At 39.8% G+C, this 14,455-nt stretch carries 12 protein-coding genes; 4 read left to right on the top strand and 8 right to left on the bottom strand.

Annotation, left to right across the window (positions count from 1 at the left end):
- Positions 1-78: 78 nt before the first annotated feature.
- Complete coding sequence (locus FJR04_RS16225) at positions 79-777, top strand: response regulator transcription factor (protein ID WP_168496588.1); 699 nt, start codon at positions 79-81, stop codon at positions 775-777.
- 92 nt (positions 778-869) lie between these two features.
- On the opposite strand, the gene FJR04_RS16230 is transcribed toward FJR04_RS16225, so the two are convergent.
- A complete protein-coding gene (locus FJR04_RS16230) occupies positions 870-1,064 on the bottom strand; it encodes a DUF2811 domain-containing protein (RefSeq protein ID WP_168496590.1) in 195 nt (64 codons plus the stop codon).
- 1,206 nt (positions 1,065-2,270) lie between these two features.
- Between FJR04_RS16230 and FJR04_RS16235 the strand changes: the two genes are divergently transcribed.
- Positions 2,271-2,993 (top strand): TerC family protein, encoded by a 723-nt coding sequence (locus tag FJR04_RS16235; protein WP_168496592.1) that lies wholly within the window; start codon positions 2,271-2,273, stop codon positions 2,991-2,993.
- Between the two features lie 148 nt (positions 2,994-3,141).
- On the opposite strand, the gene ndk is transcribed toward FJR04_RS16235, so the two are convergent.
- Positions 3,142-3,591: a nucleoside-diphosphate kinase gene (gene ndk / locus FJR04_RS16240; protein ID WP_168496632.1), complete on the bottom strand. Its 450-nt coding sequence runs from the start codon at positions 3,589-3,591 to the stop codon at positions 3,142-3,144.
- A 316-nt stretch (positions 3,592-3,907) separates the two neighbouring features.
- Between ndk and speA the strand changes: the two genes are divergently transcribed.
- Positions 3,908-5,920: a biosynthetic arginine decarboxylase gene (gene speA, locus FJR04_RS16245; protein ID WP_168496594.1), complete on the top strand. Its 2,013-nt coding sequence runs from the start codon at positions 3,908-3,910 to the stop codon at positions 5,918-5,920.
- A 73-nt stretch (positions 5,921-5,993) separates the two neighbouring features.
- Here the strand turns inward: speA and FJR04_RS16250 are convergent, their stop codons facing one another.
- The 5 genes from FJR04_RS16250 to FJR04_RS16270 all read right to left on the bottom strand — a co-directional run bounded on the left by FJR04_RS16250 (position 5,994) and on the right by FJR04_RS16270 (position 10,976).
- Positions 5,994-7,163 (bottom strand): sugar phosphate nucleotidyltransferase, encoded by a 1,170-nt coding sequence (locus FJR04_RS16250; RefSeq protein ID WP_168496596.1) that lies wholly within the window; start codon positions 7,161-7,163, stop codon positions 5,994-5,996.
- A gap of 47 nt (positions 7,164-7,210) precedes the next feature.
- Positions 7,211-8,002: a segregation/condensation protein A gene (locus tag FJR04_RS16255; protein ID WP_168496598.1), complete on the bottom strand. Its 792-nt coding sequence runs from the start codon at positions 8,000-8,002 to the stop codon at positions 7,211-7,213.
- Between the two features lie 199 nt (positions 8,003-8,201).
- Complete coding sequence (locus FJR04_RS16260; RefSeq protein WP_168496601.1) at positions 8,202-9,245, bottom strand: 3-deoxy-7-phosphoheptulonate synthase; 1,044 nt, start codon at positions 9,243-9,245, stop codon at positions 8,202-8,204.
- A gap of 463 nt (positions 9,246-9,708) precedes the next feature.
- Entirely contained in the window at positions 9,709-10,086 is a 378-nt protein-coding gene (locus tag FJR04_RS16265) for a DUF1823 family protein (RefSeq protein WP_168496634.1), read from the bottom strand.
- A gap of 101 nt (positions 10,087-10,187) precedes the next feature.
- Positions 10,188-10,976: a dienelactone hydrolase family protein gene (locus tag FJR04_RS16270; protein WP_168496603.1), complete on the bottom strand. Its 789-nt coding sequence runs from the start codon at positions 10,974-10,976 to the stop codon at positions 10,188-10,190.
- 573 nt (positions 10,977-11,549) lie between these two features.
- Between FJR04_RS16270 and FJR04_RS16275 the strand changes: the two genes are divergently transcribed.
- A complete protein-coding gene (locus FJR04_RS16275; protein WP_168496605.1) occupies positions 11,550-13,655 on the top strand; it encodes a M3 family metallopeptidase in 2,106 nt (701 codons plus the stop codon).
- A 114-nt stretch (positions 13,656-13,769) separates the two neighbouring features.
- Here the strand turns inward: FJR04_RS16275 and FJR04_RS16280 are convergent, their stop codons facing one another.
- The gene (locus tag FJR04_RS16280; protein ID WP_168496607.1) at positions 13,770-14,027 is read right to left on the bottom strand and encodes a hypothetical protein; all 258 of its coding nucleotides are present in this window, start codon (positions 14,025-14,027) and stop codon (positions 13,770-13,772) included.
- Positions 14,028-14,455 lie beyond the last annotated feature (428 nt).

Here is a 14,455-nt window from a genome sequence, read left to right on the forward strand (position 1 = left end):
TTCCCTTTTTTTGTAAAAATTGCGTAAAAACGCAATCATGTTTGTTAATTCTAGGAACTTTTGTACAAAGTAATGGTCATGTCCGCTGCCAAAATTCTTGTAGTTGATGACGATCCCGCAGTTCGGAATTTAATCCAACGTTTTTTGCTTAAACAAAATTATCTAGTTGAGTCTGCCGAAGATGGTAAGACAGCTCTAATTATGTTTGAGCAATTTAACCCCGATTTGGTAATTCTGGATGTTAATTTACCGGATGTAATTGGCTTTAACCTCTGTCAAGAAATGCAAAGTCGTAGCGGCGTATTTGTGCTACTACTAACTAGCAGGACAGACGAAGCTGATAAGATTCGCGGTTTTTCTAAAGGTGCTGATGACTATCTCACTAAGCCGTTTGGGTTGGCAGAGTTAGAGGTGAGAGTAGCAGCAATTTTGAGGAGGCAGCGGGTTGTCACTGGTGCAGAACATCAACGCCTAGTCTTTGACAAGCTAACGATTGATCCTGTGCGAAGGGAAGTAATAATTAATAGTGAACCCATTCCCCTAACGGCTTTGGAATTTGACTTATTATATTTTTTAGCTAGTCATCCTGGCCGTGTTTGGCGACGTTCCGAACTGATTCAAGAGGTTTGGGACTATGAATACGTGGGGGATCAAAGGGTTGTTGATGTTCATATCGGTCAAATTCGTAAGAAAATCGAACTCGATCCTACTCAATCAGCATTAATTCAAACTGTACGTGGTGTAGGGTATAAGTTTGAATGCTCAAATCTGCCTTAACATACTCCACCAATTACTGAGTTTTGACTGAGTTTTAAAACCGTGTGTCCCACGGTTCTTTATATTTAGGGGTTCTATCCCATTATTTTCGGTCAATGATGAAACAATGTTTCTAAGTAGATCCGAGCAGCTTGGCGATCGCTCTCTCCATTTTGCAGCAAAAATAGCGATAAAGCCGCTGTCAAGACTCGGTTTTGATCCCAGTCAGGATGGGTCTCTAAGTAATTATTCATTGATTCTTGTAATGTTTCGGGGATTTCGGTCATGAGAGGGACTGTTGTGTTCATAAAATTTTCCTGTAGATCCATGAAAAAAAGTTACTGATGTTCAGTTTTACTTAGAACCCTCTTTACTCTGCCGGGAGGGAAATTAAATTAAAGAAGTACAAGTTCAGATATAGATTCAGATGTGGAGTTCTCTAATAAAACCGGGACTCATTATTTTGCGCTCACAAGGGGGGGATTTGTCAATGCTGCGAAATGTTAAAAATTAGCAGTCAAAAATAAATCTTTACGAGGTAATCAGCCATTAGACTATATTTCTGTTACGTAACTTAATAAAAACTCAGTTATAAAAACTGTTGTCATTAAAAGTAAACAATCCCCAGTAAGTCAGCAAGAGCCGATTAACTCGTCAAACATCTGTGGAAAAGTATCAAATTTCCTGTGGAAAACCTGTGGAATGAATGAGGAAAAGAGTAGGTAATAATAAGAATTACCAAAATGTCTTTATTCTCTGACATATCAGGCAACTAAGCTGCTGAAGATTCCGCACAAGCAGAAAATAGGGAAAAAAACAACAACCTTTTTCAGCAAAACCTAAATATTTTTCTTTTGAGAATCAATGAATTTGGGGACTAGAAACCATGATTAGTAAGGAAATGCCCAATTCCCCTGCACCCTTATTGCTATAAGTTGCTAGTTCCGACTGGGCTAAATGCAGGTTAAAATATACAATTGAAATAAAGACCTCATGTCTATAGGGTGAGAAGCAGCAAGTGGTTTCTGCAATCTCTAATCCTGTTAATTTTTAATCTGTGTCAGTAACCCAGTCCTAAAGGGACTGGGCTTGTAAGAGCAATCAATCAAGCCGTACTGACCAGACCACCCTGAGCGTAGTCTCATGGTAGCCGTTATTTGAGTCACGACACCCTGGAATGCGTAGCTAGTTCCCTGCTCTGTCGCTTGTAATTAAACAGTTCTAAGGTCACTGGGGCAGTGTTGCAAGCCTAACAAGCTCTGATAACTGGTCGAAGCTAACATTACCCCAGAAATGGGAGGCTCTTCGGAGCAATATATTATGCGTACAGAGTTGGGACATTTGAATCGGTAATTGTCCCGTTGAAAGTACATCACAAAAGTACCCCGAATTGACCAACTCCAAGGCGGTAATGAAAATTACTCAAGGCGGTTAAAACCGCTCGTGCCTGTTTCCATCTCAGGGCTAAAGCCTCTGAGTTTCCCACTTACCGTGTATTCTTATGAGAAATTGGAATGTTAGACCAAATATTTAATTACCTAAACTTTCATTTCAGCGTTGAAGCCTCAATAGTTCTCTTAATATTAGTGTTTTTAGAGGCGGTGCTATCGGCTGATAATGCGATCGCTCTCGCTGCGATCGCTCAAGGACTAGAAGACAAAAAATTAGAAAATCAAGCTCTCAACATTGGTTTAGTCTTTGCTTATGTGCTAAGAATCACCCTGTTGTTAACAGCTACATGGGTACAGAAATTTTGGCAATTTGAACTACTAGGGGCTGGTTATCTTTTATGGCTAGTATTCCAACATTTTAGTTCCCAAGAAGACGCAGAAAACCACCATCACGGACCACGTTTTAAGTCACTATGGCAAGCTATACCCGTGATTGCATTTACAGACTTAGCCTTTTCCTTAGATAGTGTGACAACAGCGATCGCTGTATCTCAAGAAACATGGCTAGTCATCACCGGTACAACCATCGGGATTGTCACCCTCCGATTCATGGCTGGATTATTTATCCGTTGGTTAGATGAATATGAAAATTTAGAAGACGCAGGTTACATCACTGTAGCCTTTGTTGGTTTGCGTCTTCTATTAAAAGTCATCAACGATGATCTAGTCCCACCAGAATGGCTTGTAATCACAGCCATTGGTATCATCTTAGCCTGGGGCTTCTCTAAACGCACCGTTGTTGAATTAGTCCCCGAAGAAAGAGAAAAAACTGAAGTGTCGAAGTAAGGAGCGGGGGAGCAGAGGGGCAGAGGGGCAGAGGGGCAGGGGAGCAGGGGAGTAGGGGGAAATATTTTTATTTATTCTTTCCAATCCCCAATCCCCAATCCCCAATCACCCATCACCAATCACCAATCACCCATTACCCAATTACTAATTACTCACTTAACCAAGGAGTAGAATGGGGTTGCCAAGCTACTAACTCTTCGTCTTTAAACCACAAAGCAATTTCTCTTTGAGCGGTTTCTTGAGCATCAGAACCATGAATGAGGTTACGACCAACATTAATGCCAAAATCGCCGCGAATTGTGCCTGGTTCTGATGTTAAGGGGTTGGTTGCACCAATAATCTTTCTAGCTGCTGCAACAACGCCTTCACCTTCCCAAACCATAGCTACCACTGGACTAGAAATGATGAATTCAACCAAACCAGGGAAAAAAGGTCTTTCCCGGTGAACATCATAATGTTGTTCCGCTAATTCCTTACTGACTTTCATAAACTTCAAGCCAACGAGGGTAAAGCCTTTAGTTTCAAATCGGCGAATAATTTCACCCACCAAGCCGCGCTGTACACCATCAGGCTTAATTGCTAAAAATGTGCGTTCCAAATCTGTCTCCAAAAACATAATCAAATTTTGATGGGTTAATTGTCAGTTGTATTGATGTCTTTTGTCTAGTAGTCTGATGAATGTTCCCTAAAAATTGCAGGGACAAGGGAACGAGAAAAAATGTCTTCTTTTCTCTGTAGTGGAGATGCAGCAGGAGTTACTTACCCCTATATGGGTAGCGCAACATGGTATTAACCATATATACATATTTCTAATAACTAATTCTTAATCAGAAATTATTTCTAGTCGTATATTCGTTACCGAACTATTTTGTTAAATTGTTATTTCGTGTGTGAAACACAGAGGTCAGGAATAAATGGGTGTCGAGTCAACCGCTGATGAGATTGTAAAAATGCCATCTAATGGGCATAAAGCTGAATTGAAAAGCCAAAAACAGAAAAAACAGTTAGCACCTAGTACAAGTAAGGGAGATTTATCTCTTCCTTGGAAAATTGAGGATAGTGAAGACCTGTATCGGATTGAAGGTTGGGGACAGCCTTATTTTTCCATTAATGCTGCTGGTCATGTCACTGTTTCCCCCAAGGGTGAACGGGGTGGATCACTGGACTTGTTCGAGTTGGTCAATGCTTTGCAACAGCGAAATTTGGGGCTACCGATGTTAATTCGCTTTTCCGATATTTTGGAAGATCGGATAGAGCGATTAAATGCTTGTTTTGCCAAAGCGATCGCTCGTTATAACTATCCTGGTGTGTATCGGGGGGTATTTCCCGTCAAGTGTAACCAACAACGGCATCTCATTGAAGATTTGGTTCGCTTTGGTAAACCTCATCAATTCGGTTTAGAAGCAGGTTCTAAGCCAGAATTAATGATTGCTCTAGCTTTGTTGGATACACCAGGAGCATTACTAATTTGCAACGGCTACAAAGACCAGGAATACATCGAAACAGCGATGTTATCCCAAAAACTAGGACAAACACCAATTATTGTCCTAGAACAAATTGAAGAGGTAGATTTAGCCATTGCGGCTAGTCGTCAATTAGGAATTAAGCCCATCTTGGGAGTCAGAGCGAAATTAAGTACCCAAGGAATGGGGCGTTGGGGAACTTCCACAGGCGATCGCGCTAAATTTGGCTTGACAATTCCGGAAATTATGGAAGCTGTCGAAAAATTAGGTGCAGCCGATTTACTGGATTCTTTGCAACTATTACACTTTCACATCGGTTCGCAAATCTCCGCTATCAATGTCATTAAAGATGCTATCCAAGAAGCCAGCCGCATTTATGTGGAATTGGCAATGCTAGGGGCAAATATGAAATATCTGGACGTTGGTGGTGGCTTGGGTGTAGATTACGACGGTTCTCAAACCAACTTCTACACCTCAAAAAACTACAATATGCAAAACTATGCTAACGACATCGTGGCAGAGTTAAAAGATACTTGTGCTGAAAGGCAAATTCCCGTACCTACACTAATTAGTGAAAGTGGCCGGGCGATTTCTTCCCACCAATCGGTTTTAATATTTGACGTTCTCAGCACCAGCGATGTCCCCCTTGATCCTCCTTCTCCACATCAGGAGGGAGAATCCCCAATTATTAAATACCTTTGGGAAACCTATCAATCCATCAATAAAGAGAATTATCAAGAGTTCTATCACGATGCGGCTCAATTCAAAGAAGAAGCCATCAGTCGCTTCAATTTAGGAATTTTGCGCCTCAATGAACGTGCTAAAGCCGAGCGTCTCTACTGGGCTTGTTGTCAAAAAATTCTCACTCTCATTCGTCAGGAAGAATACGTACCTGATGAGTTGGAAGACTTAGAAAAAATCATGGCTTCCATCTACTACATCAATCTTTCTGTGTTTCAATCAGCACCGGATTGTTGGGCAATAGATCAACTATTTCCCATTATGCCGATACATCGTCTCGATGAAGAACCAACTCGCAGAGGCATTTTAGCGGATCTAACCTGTGATAGTGATGGGAAAATTGACCGCTTTATAGATTTGCGGGATGTCAAATCAGTGTTAGAACTACACAAATTTGAACCTGGACAACCCTATTATCTAGGAATGTTCTTGAATGGAGCGTACCAAGAGATTATGGGGAATTTACATAATCTCTTCGGTGACACTAACGCTGTTCACATCAACTTAACCCCTAAAGGTTATCAAATTGAACACGTTGTCAAGGGCGATACCATGAGTGAAGTTGTTAGCTATGTTCAATATGATGCTGAAGACATGATAGAAAACATTCGTCAGCGTTGTGAACGGGCTTTAGAAGAACAACAAATCACCCTCGCCGAATCCCAGCGACTATTACAAACTTACGAGCAAAGTTTACAACGGTATACTTACTTGAATAGTTAATAGTCAGTGGTCAGTGGTCAGTGGTCAGTAGCAAATTACAACGAACAACTGACAACGAACAACTGACAACTGACTAAATTGAATTTGTTCCTAATAATTCAGCGATCGCTTGGTGTTCTAAAGGCGTTTCTAAAGGTGGAGTTTGACGAGCATCCGTAATCAGCCAGTCTAAAGCCGCTGCTTGCACATCAATGGATGCTCCTGTCTTATCTACACAGTAACGCCCGAACACCAGCTTATCTACTAAGCGGACTCCTGGCGCTAAACGCGACCATTCAAAAATTACACTGTTATCTACAGTCGCACCACTACAAATCCAGCAATTTGGACCAATCATCGCTGGTCCAATAATTTTTGCCCCATCTTCGATTTTGGTCATCCCACCAATATAAACAGGTCCAGTTATATCAACTTTATCCCAATTAACGGATACATTTAACCCAGTGAAAATACCAGGAGCAACTTCGTGTCCAGGAATTTGCACATTTTTAATTTCTCCTGATAAAACGCCGCGAATTGCTCGCCAATAATCGGGAACTTTACCAATATCCACCCATTCAAAATCCATGGGAATTGCATAAAATGGGGCATTATCCGCTACAAGTTGGGGAAATAACTGGCCACCAATGTCATACTCTACTCCAGAGGGTATATACTTAAAAACTTCTGGCTCAAAAATATAAATACCTGTATTGATATTAGTGCTAAGAGCTTCTTCTGTTGAAGGTTTTTCTTGGAAAGCTTTGATGCGATTATCGTCGTCAGTCACCACCACACCGTAGCTAGAAACCTCTTCTTTGGGAACTGATTTAGTAATGATAGTAGCGATCGCACCTTTGGATTTATGCCACTTTACCGCCGCAGTTAAGTCTAAATCTATTAACGCATCACCACACAGAACTACAAAAGTATCATCAAAAAATGGTGAGAAGTCTTGAATCCGGCGCATACCCCCAGCCGAACCAATCGCTTCCCCGACGAGTTTACCATCATCATCAATTTTACCTTCAAACGAATAAGCAATCTGTACCCCAAACCTCTGACCATCACGGAAATAACTTTCTATTTCCTCCGCCAAATGGCTAACATTGACCATAATTTCGTCAAAGCCATGTTGACGTAATAACTCCAATAAAAATTCCATCACTGGCTTTTGCAGGATCGGAATCATGGGTTTGGGAATTGTATACGTAATAGGACGGATACGAGTACCCTTTCCTGCCGCCAGAATCATCGCTTTCATAAAATTTTATTCCTTAGTCATTGGTAATTGTTAATTTTTCCCTAACTTTAAGTAGGTAAGCGGATTTGAATTTCCTGGTAAAACTCTTTTTGAAATAACTCCACCTTAGATTGAGCCGAGAGCAATAGTAACGCCCAAAAAACGCTAACTAAGTTACCGTATTCTGATTCATGATGCTCCCCACTTTTCTCTGGTTGTTTTGTCTGTATCCATAAATCTATCAGTTCTTCTAAATTCCAACATTGTTCCTCTAAATTTTGCCCTTTAGCAGCAAGATGTAACACCTGTTCTAGTTCTAGCGCGACTTCCGTTAAATTTTCTTGGTGCGCTAACTCTAGGGTTTCCCGCATAGTCTGCACACTAGACTGACGTTTAATCCGCTTAGGTTGATTAACTTTTTCCACCAGTTTTAGCTGGTTGGCCATAATTTGCAATTGGTCAATCAACTCTTGGAGCGTCACCCGGCGTTTTGGTGGTGGCATAGCAGCCGGACGACGACGCAAGTGTCGCTCTAACTGCAAACGATGGGCTGGATATAGCAAACCATCTTCAAACCCTAATATTGTATCATCTATAACTTCTTCTTGGGTATCGTCTACTGTTGACGATAGCATTAATGTATTAGCCTTAAATAGTACAAGCATTGACGCTGATAGAAAAGCTTGCCCTGACTGGGACAAATCCGTTTCATAGCCTCTAGTTGTAGATGCTTCTGGGGACATCAATTCCAAGTAATGATCAATCACCTCAATAACTCGCACGTCCCAAGGGTCAATTTCCCCTTTTTCAGCTTGCGAAATGAGGTGTGTAATTGTTTCTAATAATTCGACTGCATTCATTTATTCAATATTCAAAATAGAGCCTCTTGCTCGCAGAAGGGATACAAAATGCTTACCCATTCAAAATTAAAAAAGCCTGTGTCATTTGCTTGTAATTTTCCAGCCTGTAGGGGCGGAAAACCCCCGCCCTCAATTGTATTGCATCCGACAGAGAACCGCTATAAGAGTCCCCTATCTTCTCGTTCCTTCTGTATTCAATTTACTGCAATTTGGCATGAGCAGCCAAAATAATCTTTTCTGTTTCTTCCCAACTAATACATTTATCAGTTACAGAAACACCATATTTTAAATCTTCACGATTACTTGTAATTGGTTGACTACCTTCATACAAATTCGATTCCAGCATCATCCCTACAATAGAATTATTACCATTTACTATTTGCTCAATAATATTTTCAAACACCATAGATTGTAGCCTGTAGTCTTTATTGGTATTGCCATGACTACAATCAATAACTATTCTTGGTGATAAATCAGCCGCTTTTAATTGTTCCTCAACTAATTGAACATTCTCGGCATCAAAATTAGGCTGACTTCCACCACGTAAAATTACATGACCATGAGCATTTCCCCTAGTTTGAAATACACTCACCTGTCCCTTTTGATTAATACCCAGGAAATTATGAGGTGTTTTCGCTGACTTGAGCGCATTTACAGCAACTTGAATATTACCATCAGTGCCATTTTTAAAACCCACCGGCATAGATAAACCACTAGCCATTTCTCGGTGTGTTTGCGATTCAGTTGTCCGTGCGCCAATGGCTGACCAAGACACTAATTCACTGATATATTGAGGTATGATTGGATCAAGTGCTTCTGTCGCAGTCGGTAATCCTAACTCCGTCAACTTTAATAATAAACTTCTAGCGACTAATATGCCTTTTTCCACATGAAAGGAATCATCCATTTCTGGATCATTAATTAATCCTTTCCATCCTACAGTAGTTCTAGGTTTTTCAAAATAAACCCGCATAATTAACAGCAATTTATCCTGAACTTTCTCTGCCAAAACTTGCAATTTCTCAGCATATTCTATTGCTGCATGAGGATCATGGATCGAACAAGGTCCAACTACAATAAATTTGCGTCGATTTTGAAAATCTAGAATATGTTCTATTTCTTGTCTGAATTTTAAAATTGTGTTTTCAGCATTCTTAGTTAAAGGTAATTTTGCCTTCACTTCATTAGGAGTTAATAAAACATGAGAACTCTTAATGTTAGTGTTAATTAATTTGTGGATCATGGCAGAAATCTCTTTATTTATGTTATACTATAGCAGTCTTAAAATATCTGTGAAAACGTTCTTTATTATCTCTAAGTCTCAAGTAGTTAGTTCAAAAAAACAAGTTCCACAAGTTAGATAAGACTACTATCTGCAAGGGTTGAGCTACTAATTATACACAGTTTTTCAGAAAAAAACAAGACCAGCTTATGTTATTTTCATCACATGAGAAATAAAAAAATAATTCAATAATATAAATTAGCAGCTAAAATAAATCCTTAGAGGATGTTTGACAAGTTTTGGGCGAATATAATAGAGCCTACGACATAGTGCGTAGCTTGCTTCCCGAAGGTTACACTACAACACAAGCCAAGTCCACGTAGTGGACTAATGAAAAATCAAGGTTTTGAAACCCACGGAGGTGGGTTTTGTCTGTGTAGCCGCGACTTCTAGTCGCCAGAGCTAATTGCTATATTTAGCAAATCTACTCAATTTTGCCAGTAGTCATTAACATATAACTTAATAACCAATTTGCTGACGTTGCTCTGCGAGTTTGTCGAGGACCAAATTCACCAATTTTATAACCTTTAAAACCAAGCTTTTCTTTGAGTAGCTGTTTATTTTCTTGAGGAATAGAACGAGTTAATTTCATAATTGCTGGACGAGAATCAAGAAAATCTGGTGGTTGTGGATATTCATCTCGCCATGTTGGAACTACTTGACTATTATCCCATGTTTCTGTCGTGGAATCATAGCGATAGCCTAAGTAATACCATAGTAATTGTTTAACAGTAGAATCATCAATTGTATCATTAATGATTGCCCAAATTGTTTCTGTATTCAGCGGTGGCAGGTTAGGCATAATTTTGAAGAAATAGGGGACAGAGAATAGGCGATAGGTAAGAATTTTAATCATTACCCATCACCAATTACTAGCCTTTGCAGATATAATCAGACAAAATATTACTTACCAAATATTTCTGTAAAAAACTGTCTCATAGCTTGCCAAGAACGCCGATCTGCAATTGAATTATAAACAGCACCTTTGGGATTATTTTTTGCTTCTGGATTGGTGAAAGAATGAAGTACACCACCATAGGATATTAATTGCCAATCTACATTACCTATACGCATTTCTCTTTCAAAAGCTTGAACTTGCTGTTCTGGTACAAAGGGATCATCTGCACCATGTAATACCAATACTTTAGTTTTAATATTTTTAGCATCACTTGGATCAGGCGTATCGAGATTACCATGAAAACTGACTACACCAGCAATATTGACACCACTCCGAGCTAATTCCAAAACTGTACCACCACCGAAGCAGTAACCAATAGCAGCAATACGTTTAGAATCGGTTAAGGGATGCTTTTGTAAAACTTGTAAACCTGCTTTTGCTCGTTCGCGTAGTAATTTTCGATCTTGACGATAAATAGTTGCTTGTTTACCTGATTCTTCAGAGGTTTTTGGCCTAATTCCTTTGCCATAAATATCCGCCGCAAAAGCAACATAGCCTAATTTAGCTAACTCTTTAGTCCGTTTTTTGGCATAAGACTGTAAACCATTCCATTCATGAACAACCAATACACCAGGACGCTTTACTTTAATCGCATCATCATAAGCAAGATATCCTTCTAAAATAGTATTTCCTTGCTTATACTCAATTGTTCTAGTTCTAATGGCTGCTAGTACATCCGTGGCACTTAACAAAACTACCGCAGGTGTCAGCAAAACAGAAAGTAAAAATTTCATAACTTTATGAAGTTGTCAAAATTGATTATGGTGAATTATCACCATAAAACCTGACAAATTAAAAGTAATTGCTTTAAAAAGAATTGCTACAATTTTTCTTTTACCTTCTACTTTCCCATTCTAGCAACAGACATCTGGTGAAAAAAATGTAGAGCCGAGAATCCCTACATCAGGAATGTCTCTACAAGGGTTCTAGAATACGCATATTTAATTTCTACCAGATGTCTATTGTAAAATTTTGTCGCAACAGGACATGATTAATTTTTTGTTTACTTAAGTTTTGTCTCAATCTAGTTTTCCTAAATCGCAACTCACTTAAATGGGACTACTCACTCAACTAATTTAGTTAAGTTTTTACGTTGTTTAGTTATACTCAGTTTTTGACTTATGCTGATCATATCACATAGAGTACCTGGAAGATGTTTTTAACCAAGAAAGAACGGGGTGACTTTAGTCACCCGTATCTCTGGTAACTTGGTCATCAGGAGACTGAGTTTTACGCTTACTAAGTAACTCTATAAAGAAAAATCAATCATTGTTCCCACTTAATTCATCGGCTACTAACTCACTACCATGCGTGCAACTGCTACTATTTCTCAGAATCCTCTACTTCAAAGTTGTGGTTTACCCCTATTTGCGGATATTAAACCGGAGCAAGTCGAACCAGCTTTTAGCCATCTGTTAGCAGAACTTGAAAAGCAGTTAGTTGGCTTAGAGGCAAATATAGAGCCTACTTGGAGCGGCTTAGTAGAACCTCTGGAAAAACTGACAGAAAGGCTAAATTGGAGTTGGGGGATACTAAATCATTTAATGGGTGTAAAAAATAGTTTAGAACTACGTACGGCCTATGAAAAAATCCAGCCGCAAGTAGTACAATTTACGAATACCCTGGGTCAGAGTAAACCCATTTATAATGCTTTTAAAGCAATTCGGAATAGTCCTACGTGGGAAACTTTAGAGTCTGCCCAACAGCGGATTATCAAAGCTGCCATTAGGGATGCAGAATTGTCTGGTGTTGGTTTAGAAGGAGAAAACAGAGAGCGTTTTAATGCTATCCAGATGGAATTAGCAGAACTGGCAACTAGATTTGCTAATCACGTTCTAGATGCGACTAAAGGCTTTATTTTAGTTCTCACTACCCCACAAGATATTGATGGCTTACCGAGTAGCTTGTTGAGTCTCGCAGCCCAAGCTGCGCGTGCTGCTGGAGAAGAAAATGCTACGCCAGAACATGGTCCTTGGCATATTACCTTAGATTTTCCCAGCTATTTCCCCTTCATGCAACACAGCACTCGGCGGGATTTACGGGAAAATCTTTATAAAGCTTATATAACCCGTGCATCTTCTGGGGAATTAGATAATAATCCGTTGATTACCCGCATTTTGGAGTTAAGGCAGGAACTAGCTCAATTAATTGGCTTTGAAAGTTTTGCTGAACTCAGTTTAGCTAGTAAAATGGCCAAGGATGTTCCCTCTGTAGAGAAGCTCTTAGAAGAACTCCGTCAAGCTAGTTATAATGCGGCTGTCAAGGATTTACAGAAGTTGACTGCTTTTGCTAAAGCGAAGGGAGCAGTAGAAGCTGAAAACCTGCAACATTGGGATATTAGCTTTTGGGCTGAACGTCAACGGGAAGAAAAATTTGCCTTTACATCTGAAGAGTTACGTCCTTATTTCCCTTTACCTCAAGTGCTAGATGGGTTATTTGGGTTGGTGAAAAGGCTTTTTGGTGTAACGGTGACTCCTGCCGATGGCCAAGCCCCAATATGGCATGAGGATGTCCGTTATTTTCAAATTGCGAATAAGCATGGTGAACCCATTGCCTATTTTTACTTAGATGCTTATAGTCGTCCCGCAGAAAAACGGGGTGGTGCTTGGATGGATGCTTGCATTCATCGTCGCAAAGTCACAGAAAATGGTGTGACTACTGTTCGTTTACCTGTGGCTTATTTGATTTGTAACCAAACTCCTCCTGTGGATGGTAATCCTAGTTTGATGGCTTTTGATGAAGTTGAAACCTTGTTCCATGAATTTGGGCATGGCTTACATCATATGCTTACTAAGGTGGATTATCTGGGAGCAGCAGGTATTAATAATGTCGAGTGGGATGCAGTAGAATTACCAAGCCAGTTTATGGAAAATTGGTGTTATGACCGCCAAACTTTGTTTGGGATGGCGAAACATTATGAAACAGGTGAGGCATTACCGGAGCATTATTACCAAAAATTGTTGGCAGCACGTAATTACATGAGCGGTTCAACGATGTTGCGGCAACTTGATTTTAGTAGTGTTGATTTGGAACTGCACTACCGCTATTGTCCAAATAGTGAGGAAACGGTGACAGATGTGCGTCACCGGATTGCTAAGTTGACGACTGTGTTACCACCATTACCAGAGGATGCGTTTTTGTGTGCTTTTGGGCATATTTTTGAAGGTGGTTATGCAGCAGGTTATTATAGCTATAAGTGGGCTGAAGTTCTGAGTGCTGATGCTTTCGCTGCTTTTGAAGAAGCGGGGTTAGAAGATGAAGCTGCAATCCAGGCTATTGGTAGACGCTACCGAGATACGGTGTTAGCACTAGGTGGCAGTCAGCATCCAATGGATGTCTTTAAAACCTTCCGGGGACGAGAACCCAGTACCAAGGCTTTACTCAAGCACAATGGGCTGCTGGCTGCTGTGTAAGTTGGCAATTGGCACAGGGGATGAGGGGGAAACAATTCAAAATAGTGCCGACTGTGGGCTACTTGCCAACAAGATTCAAAAAACTCTTACCTCTTGCCTATTGCCTCGGTAAATTTACATGACAACTTCTTCACGTTGGCAATCAAAGAAAAGATCAAAAACTGTATCAGGAATTAGTTGACGGATGTGCTGAATATAACCTTCTGCATCAGAACGACTGCGAAACCGAGCAACAATTACTTTTTCTTGTTCGGTAACGACACGGGCTACAGCCCAACCATTCAGCCTTTTTCTGTAGGTGTTAGCTTCAATTTCCGCAGGCATAACTTGATTTTCTGAATTGGTATTTTTGTAATCCGTATTTTGTGGCATGATTATTTTATGCGTATGAACTTGAGTGAAGGGCGTTGGTATGTCTCTTAGCCAAAGATGTACTAGCGCCTTTTATTAATGATGCCACCTTGTTATTACATATTTTCAAAATTGTCAATACTTGGTGCAACAACTTATCTTTTGAAAATCTTTAGTTTTATTTAATGCCAACGAATATGTACTGACTTATTCAGTATTTAAACATACAAATAAACAAGAAATTAGTATAAACTATACTCACTACTGTGCAATTGTGAAAAGGAAAAGATCAAACCTTTAATCTTTCTCTAAACCAATTTACAGCTTTCAGATTCTGAACCGACAAGTATTGAAACTATACCAATTTTCATTTATTTGTAATTCTGGACTATAAAAGATTTACGAATGTTGCCATAGTTTTTCAGTGTAATTTGAGATAATTTTGCCAA

It is taken from the genome of Anabaena sp. UHCC 0204, assembly GCF_009711975.1.
GTDB lineage: Bacteria > Cyanobacteriota > Cyanobacteriia > Cyanobacteriales > Nostocaceae > Dolichospermum.